The 16,852-nt window shown below is 75.1% G+C and carries 15 protein-coding genes; 9 read left to right on the top strand and 6 right to left on the bottom strand.

Annotation, left to right across the window (positions count from 1 at the left end):
* Positions 1 to 574: 574 nt before the first annotated feature.
* Positions 575 to 3,334 (bottom strand): toxin glutamine deamidase domain-containing protein, encoded by a 2,760-nt coding sequence (locus tag ACWDCZ_RS21020; protein WP_449816631.1) that lies wholly within the window; start codon positions 3,332 to 3,334, stop codon positions 575 to 577.
* Between the two features lie 38 nt (positions 3,335 to 3,372).
* Positions 3,373 to 3,801, bottom strand: a complete 429-nt coding sequence (locus ACWDCZ_RS21025; RefSeq protein ID WP_380739269.1) for a hypothetical protein — start codon at positions 3,799 to 3,801, stop codon at positions 3,373 to 3,375.
* Positions 3,802 to 4,054: 253 nt separating this feature from the next.
* Between ACWDCZ_RS21025 and ACWDCZ_RS21030 the strand changes: the two genes are divergently transcribed.
* On the top strand, positions 4,055 to 4,951 hold the full coding sequence (locus ACWDCZ_RS21030; protein WP_387822721.1) for a hypothetical protein: 897 nt from the start codon (positions 4,055 to 4,057) through the stop codon (positions 4,949 to 4,951).
* Positions 4,952 to 5,007: 56 nt separating this feature from the next.
* On the opposite strand, the gene ACWDCZ_RS21035 is transcribed toward ACWDCZ_RS21030, so the two are convergent.
* Both ACWDCZ_RS21035 and ACWDCZ_RS21040 read right to left on the bottom strand, forming a co-directional pair.
* Positions 5,008 to 6,177, bottom strand: a complete 1,170-nt coding sequence (locus ACWDCZ_RS21035) for an NADH-quinone oxidoreductase subunit D (RefSeq protein WP_049660332.1) — start codon at positions 6,175 to 6,177, stop codon at positions 5,008 to 5,010.
* Positions 6,174 to 7,190: an SAM-dependent methyltransferase gene (locus tag ACWDCZ_RS21040; protein ID WP_074001696.1), complete on the bottom strand. Its 1,017-nt coding sequence runs from the start codon at positions 7,188 to 7,190 to the stop codon at positions 6,174 to 6,176. Before ACWDCZ_RS21040 ends, ACWDCZ_RS21035 begins: the two co-directional genes overlap by 4 nt.
* 129 nt (positions 7,191 to 7,319) lie before the next feature.
* On the opposite strand from ACWDCZ_RS21040, the gene ACWDCZ_RS21045 reads away from it, so the two are divergent.
* The 8 genes from ACWDCZ_RS21045 to ACWDCZ_RS21080 all read left to right on the top strand — a co-directional run bounded on the left by ACWDCZ_RS21045 (position 7,320) and on the right by ACWDCZ_RS21080 (position 15,218).
* Positions 7,320 to 8,552, top strand: coding sequence for a sensor histidine kinase (locus ACWDCZ_RS21045; protein WP_449816632.1), 1,233 nt, complete (start codon positions 7,320 to 7,322; stop codon positions 8,550 to 8,552).
* Positions 8,553 to 8,590: 38 nt separating this feature from the next.
* The gene (locus tag ACWDCZ_RS21050) at positions 8,591 to 9,280 is read left to right on the top strand and encodes a response regulator (RefSeq protein WP_074001698.1); all 690 of its coding nucleotides are present in this window, start codon (positions 8,591 to 8,593) and stop codon (positions 9,278 to 9,280) included.
* 103 nt (positions 9,281 to 9,383) lie between these two features.
* Entirely contained in the window at positions 9,384 to 10,328 is a 945-nt protein-coding gene (locus tag ACWDCZ_RS21055; RefSeq protein ID WP_074002121.1) for a Rossmann-like and DUF2520 domain-containing protein, read from the top strand.
* Complete coding sequence (panC, locus tag ACWDCZ_RS21060; RefSeq protein WP_074001699.1) at positions 10,315 to 11,220, top strand: pantoate--beta-alanine ligase; 906 nt, start codon at positions 10,315 to 10,317, stop codon at positions 11,218 to 11,220. The genes ACWDCZ_RS21055 and panC overlap by 14 nt, the downstream gene beginning before the upstream one ends.
* A gap of 53 nt (positions 11,221 to 11,273) precedes the next feature.
* A complete protein-coding gene (gene panD / locus ACWDCZ_RS21065; protein WP_449816633.1) occupies positions 11,274 to 11,723 on the top strand; it encodes an aspartate 1-decarboxylase in 450 nt (149 codons plus the stop codon).
* A 15-nt stretch (positions 11,724 to 11,738) separates the two neighbouring features.
* Complete coding sequence (locus ACWDCZ_RS21070) at positions 11,739 to 13,409, top strand: L-aspartate oxidase (RefSeq protein WP_074001701.1); 1,671 nt, start codon at positions 11,739 to 11,741, stop codon at positions 13,407 to 13,409.
* Positions 13,410 to 13,413: 4 nt separating this feature from the next.
* Entirely contained in the window at positions 13,414 to 14,382 is a 969-nt protein-coding gene (gene nadC, locus ACWDCZ_RS21075; RefSeq protein WP_049660205.1) for a carboxylating nicotinate-nucleotide diphosphorylase, read from the top strand.
* 47 nt (positions 14,383 to 14,429) lie between these two features.
* Positions 14,430 to 15,218 (top strand): type III pantothenate kinase, encoded by a 789-nt coding sequence (locus ACWDCZ_RS21080; protein WP_074001702.1) that lies wholly within the window; start codon positions 14,430 to 14,432, stop codon positions 15,216 to 15,218.
* 7 nt (positions 15,219 to 15,225) lie between these two features.
* Here ACWDCZ_RS21080 and ACWDCZ_RS21085 read toward each other — a convergent pair whose 3' ends face one another.
* Positions 15,226 to 16,089, bottom strand: a complete 864-nt coding sequence (locus tag ACWDCZ_RS21085; protein WP_449816634.1) for a hypothetical protein — start codon at positions 16,087 to 16,089, stop codon at positions 15,226 to 15,228.
* A 50-nt stretch (positions 16,090 to 16,139) separates the two neighbouring features.
* Positions 16,140 to 16,694: a SigE family RNA polymerase sigma factor gene (locus ACWDCZ_RS21090; protein ID WP_049661170.1), complete on the bottom strand. Its 555-nt coding sequence runs from the start codon at positions 16,692 to 16,694 to the stop codon at positions 16,140 to 16,142.
* Between the last annotated feature and the right edge of the window lie 158 nt (positions 16,695 to 16,852).

A 16,852-nucleotide genomic window follows, 5' to 3' on the forward strand; every position in this document is an offset into this window, starting at 1 on the left:
TACATCTCCTCGAACTCACCCGTGGTGAAGTCCACGTCGCTGAACAACGGACCCAGCGCGTCCCGAACCCGCATCTCGTCCGTCCCCCGCGGATGAACCCGGCGAGCCAGCGCCACCGTCTCCGCCGGAATCCCCGACACACCACCAGGACGCAACACGACCCACCCCCACAGACAGCCAACCCGCCCCGACCGGCACACACTTACCGTCCCACGCCCAACCCAACCGACTTCGCCAGCAGAGTCGCCATGTCGACTTCTCGCGCGGGCTACCCCCGGTTCCCGTGTGGCAAATATGGCGACCGGTCTACAGATTTCTCCGCAGAAGGGGTGTCGTGTGCAACTGCGCAGGAAGTCGGGCGGGCCGACTTCCTACGCGCGGTACGGGGTCCGGGTCAGTGACGCAGGTCAGGCGGCAAGGGGGCAAGGGGGGTGCGGGGCAGGCCGTGCGGGGGTGCGGCTCAGGAGGCGAGGTGGCAGGGGGCACTGCGTCCGGCTGCGCAGGAAGTCGGGCGGGCCGACTTCCTGCGCGGGGTGTGGGGTGCGGGTCAGGGAACGAGGTGGCAGGGGGCGGGTCAGGCGGCGGGGGTGAGGGGGAGGGGGCGGCCTTCGGGGGTGAGGGCGATGGCCCAGAGGCCGTGGGTGGCGGGGTGGAGGGGGGTGGGGGCCTGGCGGGCGAGCTGGTGGTCGAGGTAGGTGACGGCGTCCTGGTGGTTGACGGCGTTCCAAGCGTGCGGGCGGCCGTAGGCGTCGAGGGTGAGGAGCACCGCCTGCGAGCCGTGGCCGGCGCGGCGGAGGTCGTCAGCGAGGCGGTCGAAGGCCGGGGCGCCGTCGCCCAGGTCCCGGAAGGGGGCGCCGAGTTCGCGTTCGGCGCGGTCGCGGCCCCCCCGTTCGCCGGCGTCGCCCTCGGTGGGGATGCGCGGGGCCGCGCAGGTGGGGCGGCCGGTGTAGCACTCGACCGCCGAGAGGGCGATCTCCAGGCTGTTGTTGGCCCGGCCCGGTTCGCGGTGGCCGCCGTCGTTGACGGCCTCCGCCCAGCCGCCGGCGGCCGGGTCGGGGTGGCGGACGGGCAGGCCGTCCGCGTCCCGGGGGGCGCGGCGTTCGAGTTCGGCCTGGTGCTCCGGGTCGACCGGTGCGAGCCCGCCCGGCAGACCGTACGGACGGCTGTCGGCGATGCTGCGCGGCCGGAACGCCGGATCCTCCGGCTGGGCTCCGCGCCGGGCGCGCAGCGCGAGTTGGAGGGCCATCGCGTGGGCGGTCGCGACCGGGACCGCGCCCCAGGCGAGGGTCGGGTCGGCGGGGACCGCCGCGTTCTCCCGCCGTCGGGCCTCCACCGGGTGCGCCTCGGGGCGGCCGATCACCGGGGTGGTCCCGACGACCGGGGGCACGGCCGGGGAAGGCGGCGCGGTGTGGACCGGCGGCGGTCCGACGACCGGGTGCGGCGCCGCGCCGACCGGGGTCCGGGCCACCGGCGCGCCGGTCGGCGGCCCTCCAGCGGCCGGACCGCCGACCACGCCGCCTGGACTGCCGGCCGCCCCCGCCCCGACGCCGCTGCCGAACGGGGCCGCCACGTTCGCGGGTCCGCCGCCGGTGCCCGCCAACGGCCCCGGCCCGACGGTGGCGACCGGACCGGCCGCCTGGTACGCGCCGTACCCGCCGCCATACGCCGGGGTCCCGAACTGCCCGGGCACCCCGACCGGCCGGACCGCCGAGGGGGTCTCCGGCGCCGGGCCGTACGCGGGTCCTCCGGCGGACGGTGCGGTGACGGGCGCGGTGGCGGGCGCGGCCGGAGCGCTCACCGAGTCCGTCCGTACGGCCACCGGCCCGCCCGTACTCCCGCCGCTGTGCGAGGCGGCCGCGGGCGCCTGGAGCGGGTAGTCCCCGTCCGACCAGCCCGCCGACCCGCCGCCCTGCCGGGCCGGCGCGGCAATGGCCGGTGCCAGCGGTGCCCAGTCACCGCCGCCCCCACCGCCCGTCGCCCGGTGCTGCCCCGGCGAGCCCCCGGCCGCCACGGCACCGCCCGCCGACGCACCCACGGGAGCACTCGCCGCGCTCGCCACGTCCGGCCTGCCGACGACCGCCCCCGGGTCCGCCACCGCGACCGAGGCCACCGTCACCGCGCCCGGCACCGTCGGCCCGTCGGGCGCCGCACCCGCGAGCGGCTTGTCGCCACCCGGCCCGACCGCCGACGGCCCGTCCGCCCCCGGTCCGTCCGCCCCCGGTGTCAGCCCGGCGAGCGGCACCCCGCGGAGCGCCTTGCCGTCCTCGTCGGTGAGCACGGGCTGCCCGTGTTCGTCCAGCCGGACCGCCAGGTCCGCCACCCCGACCACCGGCGTGCCGTCCGGCCCCGGGACGACCAGCAACCCGGTGGCGTCGGCCACCGGCGTGCCGTCGGCGCGGAGGATGACCGGCTGCCCGTCCGGGCCGAGGACGGGCTGGCCCTGCTCGTCCACCTTGACCGTCAGCCCGGGCACGCCGACCAGCGGCTTGCCGTCCTTCCCGGCGAGCAGCACCAGCCCGGAGCCGTCGGCGCCGAGCACGCCCGGTTCGCCGAGGGCGGCGGGCAACCCGGCGGCGAGCGGGTCGAACGCGCCGTTGCGGTACGAGGCGGCGGTGACCTCCGTCCCCGGCGTGCTGCCGAGCTTCAGCAGGGCGACCGCGGCCGGCTCCACGAGCACGCCGGACAGGGCGTCCTTCATGGCGCGGCCGAGTTCGGCGAGCAGTCCGCCGATCTTCAGCGCGGCGGTCTCGACGGCGACGGCCGCCACCCCCGCCGCGACCTGCTCGGTGGCGGCGTTCTCCACCGTGGCCGCGAGGCCGCCGACGGCCTTCCGCAGTCCGCCGGCCACCCCGTTCCCGACCACCTCGCTCCCGGCCACCCCGTTCCCGGCCGGGTCGCCGCCGGTCGCCGCCGCGGCGATCTTGCCGGCCGCCTCCTTGGCCTTGGCCGCCTGCTCCTCCGCCTGCCGGAGTTCGGCGGCGAGCTGCCGCAGGGTCGCGATGATCTCGGCCTTGCAGGTGTCCACGGCCCGCGCGGACGTGTCGAAGGCCCCGGCGACCAGCCCGACCGCGCTGTGCGCGTCGTCCAGGTGGCCCTTGCCGCCGCCGCTGAAGGCCTGCCAGTACGCGCCGAAGGCCTCGACCGCGTGGCCGGAGTTGTCGGCGGTGACCCGCCGGACGGACTCGCCGCAGCGGCGGGTGAGCCGGTCGGCCTCCTTGCCGAACTCGCGCCAGACTCCGGCGGCCTTGCGCAGGCCCTCCTCGTCGGCCTGCGGCCACAGTCGGCCGGTCCGGGCCAGCACCGGGACCAGTTCCTCGGGCAGTTTCCGGGACACGCGCTTCCCCCTTCGAGCCGGGCTTCGGGCCGGGTCCGTCAGACCGACATGTCCTTGGGGACGGCGGGCACCACCCCGGGGGTTGCCCCCGGCACCCCGGGAACTCCCGCGACCCCCGGCACCGCCGTCGCCCCGAACCCACCCGCCGCCGCGCTGTCCGCGTCCGCCGTCCGCGCGGCCATCGTGTGCAGCCCGGCCCCGACCCCGGCCACCCGCCCGGCCAACCCCCGCAGCCCGCCGACGAGTTCACCGCGCGCCTGCCCGTACACGGTGGCGAACCCGCTGCCCGGCTGGTCCGCGCCCCAGGGGGCGCCGAGCGCGGCGAGGCCCTGCTCCAGGGCGGCGACGGCCTTCGTCAGTTCGCCGCCGAGCTTCTCGAACTCCCGGCCCTCGCCGTGCAGTTCCCACGGCTTGAGGACGAACTCCCCGCCCGCGCCGCCGGACGCCCCGGTGCTGCCGCCTGCCATCCCCGTACCTCCCCGTAGCGGTCCCGTCGCGGACCCCGCCGCGGACCGGCCGCCATCCTAGGCGCGCCCCCGGGCCCGCCCGCAGCGCCCGACGGACCTCTTCACCCCGCCTTCACCCCGGCCGACCCCGCCACCACCGACCCCGCCCCGTGCTCCGCCGGGCCCCGCCGCAAAACCCGCCCCGACCCCGCCACCGACCCCGCCACCGGTCCCGCCACCGCGCTCCCGCCCCCGAAAGCTCTACCCTTGCCGGGTGGCACCAGCAGAAACGTCCAAGAAGAAGTCCAAGGCGAAGCCCAAGGCTTCCCCCGCCCCCGTCGACCTCGCGATGCCGAGCCTGCGCCGCGAGATCCCGCGCGACGAGGTCCCGCTGGACTTCGCCCGCGCCTGGGTCGAGTTCGCCGACCCCGCCGACGAGGAGCAGGTCTTCCGCTGCGACCTCACCTGGCTGACCTCCCGCTGGTCCTGCGTCTTCGGCCAGGGCTGCCACGGCATCCGCGAGGGCCGCGGCGAGTCGGACGGCTGCTGCACGCTGGGCGCGCACTACTCGGACGAGGACGACGAGAAGCGCGTCCTGGGGCACGCGACCCGGCTGACCCCCGAGCTGTGGGAGAACTTCGCCGAGGGCACCGACGCCAAGGGCCGGATCGTCTCCGACGGCGGCATCACCATGCTGGACGAGGACGGCGACCGCCAGACCCGCCGGGTCGGCGGCGCGTGCATCTTCGTGAACAGCCCGGACTTCGCGGGCGGCGCCGGCTGCGCCCTGCACGCGCTCGCCCTCAAGGAGGGCCGCGAGCCGCTGGAGACCAAGCCGGACGTCTGCTGGCAGCTGCCGATCCGCCGCACCTACGACTGGATCGACCGCCCCGACGACACCCGCTACCTCCAGGTCACGATCGGCGAGTACGACCGCCGCGGCTGGGGCCCGGGCGGCCACGACCTGCACTGGTGGTGCACCGGCGCCCCGGCGGCCCACCAGGGCGCGGACGCGGTGTACGTCAGCTACCGCCCCGAGCTCACCGAGCTGATGGGCCGGAAGGGGTACGAGGTGCTGGCCCGGCTGTGCGAGGAGCGGATCGCCACCAAGGGCGACCGCAAGGTGGCCCCGCACCCGGCGGACCCGGTCAGGAAGGCCAAGAAGGACTGACCCCCGCCCCCGGTGCCCGCCCTACGCGGCGGCACCGGCCCACCGCCGGAACCGGCCTACTTGTCGATGTCCCCGACCACGAAGAACATCGACCCCAGGATCGCCACCATGTCCGCGACCAGCGTCCCCGGCAGCAGCTCGGTGAGCGCCTGGATGTTGTTGAAGGACGCCGAGCGCAGCTTGAGCCGCCACGGCGTCTTGTCGCCGCGCGAGACCAGGTAGTAGCCGTTGATCCCGAGCGGGTTCTCGGTCCACGCGTAGGTGCTGCCCTCGGGCGCCTTGAGCACCTTGGGCAGCCGCTGGTTGACCGGGCCGGGCGGCAGCGTGGCGAGCTTGTCGAGGCAGGCGTCGGCGAGGTCGAGCGCGTTGAGGGTCTGTTCCAGCAGGCACTCGAAGCGGGCCAGGCAGTCGCCCTCCTCGCGGGTGACCACGGTGAGCACCTGCCGCAGTTCCTCGGAGCCGTACGCCAGGTACGGCTCGTCGCGGCGCAGGTCGAGGTCGAGGCCGCTGGCCCGGGCGATGGGGCCGCTGACGCCGTACGCCTCGGCCTGCGCCCGGGTGAGGACGCCGACCCCGGCGGTGCGGGCGCGGAAGATCTCGTTGCCGAGGACGAGGTCCTCGAAGACGGGCAGCTGCGAGCGCACGGTGGCGACGGCGGTGCGGACCCGGCCGAGCCAGCCGGCCGGCAGGTCCTCCTTGAGGCCGCCGACCCGGTTGAACATGTAGTGCATCCGGCCGCCGGAGGCCTCCTCCAGCACGTGCTGGAGGTCCTCGCGGCCGTTGAAGGCGTGGAAGACCGGGGTGATCCCGCCGAGCTCCAGGGGGTACGAGCCGAGGAACATCAGGTGGTTGAGCACCCGGTTGAGTTCGGCGAGCAGGGTGCGGATCCAGACCGCCCGCTCCGGGACCTCCATGCCGAGCATCCGCTCGACGGCCATGACGACGCCGAGTTCGTTGGAGAAGGCGGAGAGCCAGTCGTGCCGGTTGGCCAGCATGATGATCTGCCGGTAGTCACGGGCCTCGAACAGCTTCTCCGCGCCCCGGTGCATGTAGCCGATCACCGGCTCGGCGCTGACGATGCGCTCGCCGTCCAGCACCAGCTTCAGGCGCAGCACGCCGTGGGTGGCCGGGTGCTGCGGGCCGATGTTGAGCACCATGTCGGTGGTGCCCGCCGCGCCGGTGAAGTTCTCGGCTCCCGCCCCGATGCCGACCGTGGTCTCCCTCATGCCCCCAGAGTCTGCCATCCCGGCAGGCCCGCCAAGCTCACCGGTTCCGTCATGCGGACAGCCTGCACCAGCCACCCGAAGGCGCCCAGCCCGCCCGGGTCGGTCAGCTCGGCCCCCTCCCCCGCCCCGCTGAGCGCCCGCAGGTAGCCGACGGGGTCGCTGGTGGCCAGCGCGAGCGCCGGGCGCCCGCCGCTCACGCCGAGCGCCCGCAGCGCCTCCCGCTGCGTTGTCCACAGGCTGTGGAGACCGGGCACGGCGACGGAGTCCAGCGCGACGTGCGCGGTGACGTCGCAGGAGCCGTCCGGCACCGGGGCCACCTCCCGGCCGTCCCGGAAACCGGCGTACGTGCCGAACGGCGGCCGCCGCCCGGCGGTGTGCCCGTAGTCGACGGCGACGGCCAGGCCGCGCTCCAGCCCGGCCACCGCCCGCGCCCAGGCGGCGTCCCGGGGGCCGCCGAACTCCACCGCGTCGCCGGGCTCCGCGACCGGCCACCAGCGGCCGGCCCAGGCCGCGTCGGCCGCCGAGACCGGCTCGCCGAGGCGGGTCCCGCCGGTCGCGGTGTCCACCTCGACGTAGCGCAGCACCCCGTCCTCGTCGACCTCCCCGGCGTCCAGCGGGACGTTGTCCAGCCACTCGTTGGCGAACAGCAGCCCGGTCACCCCGCGCGGCGGCCGGTCCGTCCACAGGGCTGTGGACGGCAGGCCGGCCGGGCGGTCGGCGACCTCCACGCCGTACGGGCGCAGCCGCGCCAGCACCTCCGCGGGCAGTTCGGCCAGGACGCCGGTGAGCAGTTCGCCCCGCCCGGCCCCCATGTCGACCAGGGCCAGCTCCTCCGGACGACCGAGGGCCTCGTCAACCTCCAGCAGCAGCCGGGCCACCGCACGGGCGAACCTCGGCGAGGCGTGCACGGAGGTGCGGAAGTGGCCGGCGGGGCCCTCCGGCCTGCGGTAGAAGCCCTGCCCGGGGTCGTACAGGGCCCGTTCCATGGCGGGCGCCCACCGCATCCAAGTCATGGGGCTGGACGCTACCCGGCGCCCGGTCGACCCTCCCCATCGGATCGGGTGCTTCTCCGACCTACGGAGTAGGGCGGATCGCCCTACCGGCGGACCTGGGCACACGGAGCGACTGCCTACGCTGGACACGTGCATCGACTCAACGCCTGGCTCCGCCGTCACCCCATGGTGGTCGACGCCGCCTGGGCGGCGATGGTGCTCTTCGCCGGCCTGGTGCCGAACGACGGCCCGATCGACGACGGCTGGCGCTTCGACGTCTCGCTCGCGATCGCGGTGGTGCTGCCGCTGCTGATGGTCGTCCGGCGGCGCTTCCCCGACCTCACGGTGTCCGCCGCCGCCGCCATCGGCGTCGGCCAGGTACTCGTGGACATCTCGCCGGCCGGCTCCTCGATCGCCTACCTGGTCTTCGCCTACACCGGTGCCGCCTTCGGCCAGAAGTGGATCTCCCGGCTGGCCCTGACGGCCGGCCTGGCCTCCGGGCCGCTGGTGTTCTGGCAGATGATGCCGGTGAAGACGGTCTTCGACCGGGCCGGCGACGCCCACACCCGCCCGTACACCTTCGGCGAGGCGGCGCTGATCACGCTGCTGATGAGCACGCCGTTCATCCTCTGCTGGGCCTGGGGCCGGCTGACCAGGGTGCGCCGCGCCTACCTGACCGAGCTGGAGGACCGCGCCGCCCGGCTGGAGCGCGAGCGGGACGCCCAGTCCAAGGTGGCGGTCGCCGCCGAGCGCGCCCGGATCGCCCGCGAGCTGCACGACGTGGTCGCGCACAACGTCTCGGTGATGATCGTCCAGGCCGACGGCGCCGCGTACGTGCTGGACAACTCCCCGCAGCAGGCCAAGGAGGCGCTCGGCACGATCGCCTCCACCGGCCGCCAGGCACTGGTCGAGATGCGCCGCCTGCTGGGCGTGCTGCGCACCGCCGACACCAAGGCCGAGGAGTACGTGCCGCAGCCGGGCGTCGAGGAGCTGCCGGAGCTGCTGGAGCAGGTCCGCACCGCCGGGCTCGACGTGGACTACGCCACCTCCGGGCACCCGCGCGAGCTGCCGCGCGGCGTCGAGCTGACCGTCTACCGGATCGTCCAGGAGGCGCTCACCAACGTCCGCAAGCACGGCGGCCCCGACGCGCACGCCCGGGTCGCGGTCGACTTCGGTGAGCGCGAGCTGGCCGTCCTGGTGGAGGACGACGGGCGCGGCAGCACCGACGAGCACCTGGCCGCCGGCGGCGCGGACGGCCTCGGCCACGGCCTGATCGGCATGCGCGAGCGGGTCGGCATGGTCAGCGGCAGCCTCGACGTGGGCCCCCGCCCCGGCGGCGGCTTCCGGATCCGCGCCGTCCTGCCGCTCAAGGCGGCCCACTAGCCCCGTCCGCCGTCCACCCCCCTCCAAGGAGTCCCACCTTGACCATCCGCGTGATGCTCGTCGACGACCAGGAACTGCTGCGCACCGGGTTCCGGATGATCCTCCAGTCGCAGGGCGACATCGAGATCACCGCCGAGGCGGGCGACGGCGCGCAGGCCCTGGAGCAGCTGCGGCGCACCGAGGTGGACGTGATCCTGATGGACGTCCGGATGCCGCGGCTGGACGGCGTGCAGGCGACCCGCCGGATCTGCCTCGCCGAGGACGGCAGCCCGCTGCCGAACGCCCCCCACGTGCTCATCCTCACCACCTTCGACCTGGACGAGTACGCCTTCGCCGCGCTCAAGGCCGGCGCCAGCGGCTTCCTGCTCAAGGACGTCCCGCCGACCGAGCTGGTGGCCGCGATCCGCGCGGTGCACGGCGGGGACGCGGTGGTCGCCCCGACCACCACCCGACGGATGATCGACCGCTTCGCCGAGGTGCTGCCCACCCCGCAGAGCGCGCCCGGCTCGGACGTCCTCGGCCCGTTGACCGAGCGCGAGCGGGAGGTGTTCCTGCTGGTCGCCCAGGGCCTGTCGAACGGCGAGATCGCGGCCCGGCTGGTGCTCTCCGAGGCCACCGTGAAGACCCACGTCGGCCGGATCCTGGCCAAGCTGGGGCTGCGCGACCGGGTCCAGGCCGTGGTGCTGGCGTACGAGGCCGGGCTGATCCGGGCCGGGGCCGGCGACTGAGCCGCTTCGGCGTCCGGGCGCCCCCGTAGACTGGGGCGGTACGTCCGGTACCCGTGGAGCGGACTGGAACGGTCATTCAGGACAAGGCAGGACAAGGGTGGACGTGAATCCGTCCGACTTCGCCGACCAGGCTTTCGGCGACCCAGGCGACCCCGGCAACCGCCCCGCCCGGCTGGCCGTCGGCGTGGTCGGCACCGGCCGGGTCGGCCCCGCGCTGGGCGCGGCGCTCCAGCTCGCCGGGCACACCGTGGTCGCCGCCTCCGGGGTCTCCGCCGTCTCCCGCCGCCGCGCCGAGGCGCTGCTGCCGGGCGTGCGGATCGTCACCCCGCCGCAGGTCCTGGCCGCCGCCGACCTGGTGCTGCTGACCGTCCCGGACGACGCGCTGGCCGACCTGGTGGCCGGGCTGGCCGCCACCGGCGCGGTCCGCCCCGGCCAGCTGGTCGTGCACACCTCCGGCGCCCACGGCGTCGCCGTCCTGGAGCCCGCCACCCGGGCCGGGGCGCTGCCGCTGGCCCTGCACCCGGCGATGACCTTCACCGGCACCTCGGTGGACCTGGCCCGGCTGGCCGGCTGCCCGTTCGGCGTGACCGCCCCCGAGGAGCTGCGGCCGGTCGCCGAGGCGCTGGTGGTGGAGATGGGCGGCGAGCCGGAGTGGGTGCCCGAGGAGGTCCGCCCGCTCTACCACACCGCCCTCGCGCACGGCTCGAACCACCTGGTCACCCTGGTCGCGCAGGCGATGGAGCTGCTGCGCTCGGCCGGCGTCGCCGAGCCCGGCCGGCTGCTCGGCCCGCTGCTGGGCGCCGCCCTGGACAACAGCCTGCGCTCCGGTGACGCGGCCCTCACCGGCCCGGTCGCCCGGGGCGACGCGGGCACCGTGCGGCGCCACCTGGCGCAGCTCAGTACGGTGTCCCCGGACATCCCGGCGGCCTACCGGGCGATGGCCCGCGCCACCGCGCAGCGGGCGCTCGCCAACGGAACCATCGACGAAACGTCGGCGGCGGCACTGCTGGACGTACTGAACGAGGAGAGCACTGATGGCACGCGGTAAGCAGCCGAACAAGCCCCAGCGGACGCCGAAGGTCCACCGGGCCGTCGTCACCCGCACCGTGGACGACTTCGAGGCCGCGTTCTGGCCGGACGAGCAGCCGGTCGACAACGCCGTCGTGATGACCATGGGCGCGCTGCACGAGGGCCACGCCGCGCTGATCCGGGCCGCCCGCAAGCAGGTCGGCCGCGAGGGCCGGGTCGCGGTGACGGTCTTCGTCAACCCGCTCCAGTTCGGCCCGGGCGAGGACCTGGAGCGCTACCCGCGCACCCTCGACGACGACGTGCGGCTGGCCGAGGAGCACGGCGCCGACGTGGTCTTCGCGCCGTCCGCCGAGGAGGTCTACCCGAACGGCGAGCCGCAGGTGCGGATGGCGGCCGGCCCGATGGGCGAGCGCTTCGAGGGCGCGACCCGGCCCGGCCACTTCGACGGCGTGCTGACCGTGGTCGCCAAGCTGCTGCACATCACCGACCCGGACTTCGCCTTCTTCGGCGAGAAGGACGCCCAGCAGCTGGCGATCATCCAGCGGATGGTCGCCGACCTGGACTTCGACGTCGAGATCGTCGGCGTGCCGACCGTCCGCGAGGAGGACGGCCTGGCGCTGTCCTCGCGCAACCGCTACCTCTCGGCGGAGGACCGCGAGCACGCGCTCGCCCTGTCCAAGGCCCTGTTCGCCGGCCGGGACGCCGCCGCGCAGGGCCCGAAGGCCGTCCGCGAGGCCGCCTCGGCCGCCCTGGACGGCGCCGAGGGCGTCACCCTGGACTACCTCGCCCTGATCGACCCGCACGACTTCTCCGAGGCGGCGGACGACTTCCAGGGCGAGGCGGTGCTGGCCGTCGCCGCGAAGGTGGGCCCGACCCGCCTGATCGACAACGTCCGCATCATCGTTCGGTAGTACCGCAGTAAGAACCCCCTTCAGGCATGCACTCACAGGAGGCGTGACCCGCAATGCTCCGCACCATGCTCAAGTCCAAGATCCACCGGGCCACCGTGACCCAGGCCGACCTGCACTACGTGGGATCCGTCACGGTGGACGAGGACCTGCTCGACGCCGCCGACCTGCTCCCTGGCGAGCTGGTCCACATCGTCGACATCGACAACGGCGCCCGGCTGGAGACGTACACCATCGCCGGCCCGCGCGGCTCCGGCGTGATCGGCATCAACGGCGCCGCCGCCCGCCTCGTCCACCCGGGCGACCTCGTCATACTCATCGCCTACGGGCAGATGGACACGGCCGAGGCCAGGGGCTACGAGCCGAAGATCGTCTTCGTGGACGGGCAGAACCGGATCACCGGCCTGGGCGGGGACCCGGCGGAGGCCCCGGAGGGCAGCGGACTGCTCCGGGGTGACAGGGCGTACGGTGACGGCAACGGCGCGGCCGACGCCGTCTCGCGCTGAAGGAGCCAGCCACCCATGTCCACGCACCGCCTCACCGCACCGGCTCCCGGCTGGACCGCCGCCACCGACGTGGTCGTGGTCGGCTCCGGGGTCGCCGGCCTCACCGTCGCGCTCAACGTCCGCAAGGCCGGCCTGCGGGCCATGGTGGTCACCAAGGCCGTGCTGGACGAAGGCTCCACCCGCTGGGCCCAGGGCGGCGTCGCCGCCGCCCTGGGCGAGGGGGACACCCCCGAACAGCACCTGGACGACACCCTGGTGGCCGGCGCCGGCGTCTGTGACGAGGAGGCCGTCCGCACCCTGGTCACCGAGGGCCCGGACGCCGTCCGCCGGCTGATCGCCACCGGCGCCCTGTTCGACCGGGGCGAGGACGGCGAGGTCCTGCTGACCCGCGAGGGCGGCCACCACCGCCGCCGGATCGTCCACGCGGGCGGGGACGCGACCGGCGCCGAGATATCGCGCGCCCTGGTCGCCGCCGTCCGCACCGACCCGGGCATCGAGCTGATCGAGCACGCGCTCGTGCTCGACCTGCTGACCGACGCGGCGGGCCACGCCGCCGGGCTCACCCTGCACGTGATGGGCGAGGGCCAGCGCGACGGCGTCGGCGCCGTCCGGGCCCGCGCGGTGGTGCTCGCCACCGGCGGCATGGGCCAGGTCTTCTCCGCCACCACCAACCCGGCGGTCTCCACCGGCGACGGCGTGGCCCTGGCCCTGCGGGCCGGCGCCGCCGTCACCGACCTGGAGTTCGTCCAGTTCCACCCCACCGTGCTCTGGCTCGGTCCGGAGGCCGAGGGCCAGCAGCCGCTGGTCTCCGAGGCGGTCCGCGGCGAGGGCGCCCACCTGGTGGACGCGGACGGCGTCCGCTTCATGGTCGGCCAGCACGAGCTGGCCGAACTCGCCCCGCGCGACATCGTCGCCAAGGCGATCACCCGGCGCATGCAGGAGCAGGGCGCAGAGCACATGTTCCTGGACGGGCGGCACTTCGGCGCCGAGATGTGGGAGCACCGCTTCCCGACCATCCTCGCCTTCTGCCGCGCCAACGGCATCGACCCGGTCACCGAGCCGATCCCGATCGCCCCGGCCGCGCACTTCGCCTCCGGCGGCGTCCGCACCGACCGGCACGGCCGCACCAGCGTCCCCGGCCTGTACGCCTGCGGCGAGGTCGCCTGCACCGGGGTGCACGGCGCCAACCGGCTGGCGTCCAACTCGCTGCTGGAGGGCCTGGTCTTCGCCGAGCGGATCGCCGCCGACCTGGCGGGGCTGGACGCGGCCGGCGACCTGCCCGAGCGCGCGGTGGACGTCGCCGCCGCCCGCGCCGCGCAGCCCGTCCCGCTGCCCCCGTCGGAGGCGCGCGCCGAGATCCAGCGGCTGATGTCGCGCGGCGCGGGCATCCTGCGCTCCGCCGCGTCGATGGCCGACACCGCGGCCGGACTGGCCCTGCTCGCCGAGCAGGCCCGCTCCCACGTGGCCGAGGAGAAGCCGGCCGACCCCCGGGTGGAGACCTGGGAGGCCGCCAACCTGCTGCTGGTCGCGACCGCCCTGGTCACGGCCGCCGCGCAGCGCGAGGAGACCCGCGGCTGCCACTGGCGCGAGGACTTCCCCGAGCGCGACGACGCCCACTGGCGGCGCCACCTGATCACCACCCTCGCCGCCACCGGCGGTCCCGTCAGCACCCCTGAGGAGCAGTAGAACCATGACCCACTCCCACGAGGAACTCCCCCTGGCCGACCAGGGCGGCTGCGGCGACGGCTGCGCCTGCGGGGACGGCGAGGGCTACGAGACCGGTCTGGACCCGCAGCTGGCCGAGCTGCTGGAGCAGGCCGGGCTGGACCCGGTCGAGGTCGAGGACATCGCCACCCTGGCGCTCGCCGAGGACCTGGCCGGCGGCGAGGACGTCACCTCGGTGGCGACCGTGCCCGCCGAGGCCGTCGCCACCGCCGACTTCACCGCCCGCCAGGCCGGCGTGGTGGCCGGCCTGCGGGTCGCCGAGGCCGTCGTCTCGCTGGTCTGCGAGGAGGAGTTCGAGGTCGAGCGGCACGTCGAGGACGGCGACCGGGTCGAGGCCGGCCAGGTGCTGCTCTCGGTCCGCTCCCGCACCCGCGACCTGCTGACCGCCGAGCGCAGCGCGCTCAACCTGCTCTGCCACCTGTCCGGCATCGCCACCGCCACCCGCGCCTGGGCGGACGCCCTGGAGGGCACCGGCGCCGTCGTCCGGGACACCCGCAAGACCACCCCGGGCCTGCGCGCGCTGGAGAAGTTCGCGGTGCGCTGCGGCGGCGGCGCCAACCACCGGATGGCGCTCTCGGACGCCGCGCTGGTGAAGGACAACCACGTGGTCGCGGCCGGCGGCGTGGCCGAGGCCTTCCGGGCCGTCCGGGCCGCGTACCCGGAGCTGCCGGTCGAGGTCGAGGTGGACACCCTGGAGCAGATCACGCCGGTGCTGGAGGCCGGGGCGGACCTGATCCTGCTGGACAACTTCACCGTCGGCCAGCTGAAGGAGGCCGTCGCGCTGGTGGCCGGCCGGGCGAAGCTGGAGGCCTCCGGCGGTCTGACCCTGGCCAGCGCGCGCGAGGTCGCCCAGACTGGTGTCGACTACCTGGCCGTGGGCGCGCTCACCCACTCCTCGCCGATCCTGGACATCGGCCTGGACCTGCGCGCCTGACCGTCAGGTCGGCCGCAGTCCCGTCCCGACTCGCAGAAAGCGTCCCCGTGCTCCTCACCATCGACGTCGGCAACACCCAGACCACGCTCGGCCTGTTCGACGGCGAGGACGTGGTGGAACACTGGCGGATCTCCACCGATCCGCGCCGCACGGCCGATGAACTGGCGGTGCTGCTGCAAGGGCTGATGGGCAGCCACACCGCGGTGAAGGAGGCCGCGGTGGAGGGCCTGGCGATCTGCTCGTCCGTCCCCGCCGTGCTCCACGAGCTCCGCGAGGTGACCCGCCGCTACTACGGCGACGTCCCCGCGGTGATCGTGGAGCCCGGCGTGAAGACCGGGGTGCACGTCCTGATGGACAACCCCAAGGAGGTCGGCGCCGACCGGATCGTCAACGCGCTGGCCGCCAACCACCTGTACGGCGGCCCGTGCATCGTGGTCGACTTCGGCACCGCGACCACCTTCGACGCCGTCAACGCGCGCGGCGACTACGTCGGCGGCGCGATCGCCCCCGGCATCGAGATCTCGGTCGAGGCGCTCGGCGTCCGCGGCGCCCAGCTGCGCAAGATCGAGCTGGCCCGCCCGCGCAACGTGATCGGCAAGAACACCGTCGAGGGCATGCAGTCCGGCATCCTCTACGGCTTCGCCGGCCAGGTCGACGGCCTGGTCGAGCGGATGGCCCGGGAGCTCGCCAAGGACCCGGACGACGTCCAGGTGATCGCCACCGGCGGCCTGGCCCCGCTCGTCCTCGGCGAGGCCGGCACCATCGACGTGCACGAGCCCTGGCTGACCCTGATCGGCCTGCGCCTGGTGTACGAGCGCAACCGCCCCGCGAGCTGAGCGGCGCTCAGCTGCCGGGCTTCGGGAAGGCCGGCAGGGTGACCGGACCGGTGACCACCGAGTCCGGCACGTAGGTCGAGGCGGCGCCGGGGGCGGGGGTGACGACCACCCCCATCACCGGGCCCTTCGGCAACGCCGCCACGACCTTCTTCCAGCGCGGGTCCTTCACCACCGCGGTGAGCTGGTCCGGCGTCAGCGGCGGGTCGGTCCGGGTGATCGGCGTGCCCTGCTCCAGCGGCTTGCGGTTCCACTCCTGGAGCAGGATCTCGTAGCCGGTCCCGGTCAACGTGGCGGACCAGGTCTTGGAGCCGGCCGGCTCGCCGGGACGCGTCCCGGCCTGATAGAGGGTCAGGTGCTCGCCGCCCGGGAGGTCGGTCTCGCTGCAGGCGTCGCCCGGAAGCGGGCCCAGGCAGCCGGGCTCGACGCCGTTGCGCATGATCCAGAACAGGTACTGGACCGGGCCGTTCCCGTCGTCCAGCACCAGCCGCAGCTGCGGGATGTCGCTCTCGGTCCCCCGGGCCTCGCCGACCTGCACCGTCCCCGGGGGCAGGAGCTCGGTGAGCATCCGCTGGAACTCGGCGCCGGAGACCGGCCGGCCCACGGCCGCACCGGAGGAGACCGAGCTGGCGGACGTCGGGCCGAGCCCGGGCAGCAAGCCGCCGATCCCGGCCGCGCCCACCCCGACCAAGGCCAGCGCGGCGGCGCCCGCCACGGTGCCGATCCGCCGCCTGCGGCGCAGCCGACGGCCGTGCGACCAGCCGGTGTCGACCAGCGGGCCGGGTTCGGTGTCGTAGGCCTCGCCGGCCCTGCCGAGGGCCTCGGTGAAGGCCCGCTCGAACCGCTCCTCGGGCCCGTCGTGCTCTGCGGACATGCTGAACCAACCTCTCTACCAAGTGGGTTGACGTGACGTGACGCGCCGGCTCAGCGCTCGGCGAGGTCGTCGAGGCTGCTGCCGAGCACCGTGCGGATCCGGCCGAGCGCGCGGAAGGCCTGGGTCCGGACGGCGCCCGGGGTGCTGTGCAGGACCGCGGCGGTCTCCTCGACGCTGCGGTCCTCCCAGTAGCGGAGCACCAGCACCGCCCGGTCGCGCGGGGCGAGCCGGCCGAGCGCGTCCACCAGGGCGAGCCGCAGTTCCGGGTCGCCCTGCGGGGCCGCGCCGTCCGGCACCGCTTCGACCGGCCGCTCGCCGCTGGAGCGGCGGACGCGGTGCGAGAGGAAGGCCCGCACCAGCACGGTGTGCGCGTACCCGGCCGGGTTGTCGATCCGGCGCTTGGCCCCGAACCAGGAGGTGCGGTGCCACTGGGCGTAGATCCGCCCGAGGGCCTCCTGCACCAGGTCCTCGGCGAGGTGGGTGTCCCCGCCGGTGAGCAGGCAGGCCGACCGGTAGAGCGGTCTGGCGCGGGCGGCCGCGAAGGCCTGGAAGTCCTCGTCCCGCCGCCCGCCCCGGGCCGCCTTCCCCTGACCGTCCGGTCGCATCCTGCCCGGCCCCCTCGCTCGTTCTCCCCTGACACCTGGATGACCAGGTGCGCCCCGGGTGGCGTTACAGGTGGCGGCGAAAGGCTTCTTCGCCGGGCCGACCGTGGGTGGTTCGGCGCGACGTTACCGACAAATCGGATATTCGTCACGTAGTGTCA

Source organism: Kitasatospora sp. NPDC001225 (genome assembly GCF_053597855.1).

Bases quoted from the DNA above. Each gene is read 5' to 3' on its own strand.
- ACWDCZ_RS21025 (WP_380739269.1), bottom strand. From the start codon at position 3,801: ATGGCAGGCGGCAGCACCGGGGCGTCCGGCGGCGCGGGCGGGGAGTTC.
- ACWDCZ_RS21035 (WP_049660332.1), bottom strand. From the start codon at position 6,177: ATGAGGGAGACCACGGTCGGCATCGGGGCGGGAGCCGAGAACTTCACC.
- ACWDCZ_RS21040 (WP_074001696.1), bottom strand. From the start codon at position 7,190: ATGACTTGGATGCGGTGGGCGCCCGCCATGGAACGGGCCCTGTACGAC.
- panC (WP_074001699.1), top strand. From the start codon at position 10,315: ATGGCACGCGGTAAGCAGCCGAACAAGCCCCAGCGGACGCCGAAGGTC.
- panD (WP_449816633.1), top strand. From the start codon at position 11,274: ATGCTCCGCACCATGCTCAAGTCCAAGATCCACCGGGCCACCGTGACC.
- ACWDCZ_RS21070 (WP_074001701.1), top strand. From the start codon at position 11,739: ATGTCCACGCACCGCCTCACCGCACCGGCTCCCGGCTGGACCGCCGCC.
- nadC (WP_049660205.1), top strand. From the start codon at position 13,414: ATGACCCACTCCCACGAGGAACTCCCCCTGGCCGACCAGGGCGGCTGC.
- ACWDCZ_RS21085 (WP_449816634.1), bottom strand. From the start codon at position 16,089: ATGTCCGCAGAGCACGACGGGCCCGAGGAGCGGTTCGAGCGGGCCTTC.
- ACWDCZ_RS21090 (WP_049661170.1), bottom strand. From the start codon at position 16,694: ATGCGACCGGACGGTCAGGGGAAGGCGGCCCGGGGCGGGCGGCGGGAC.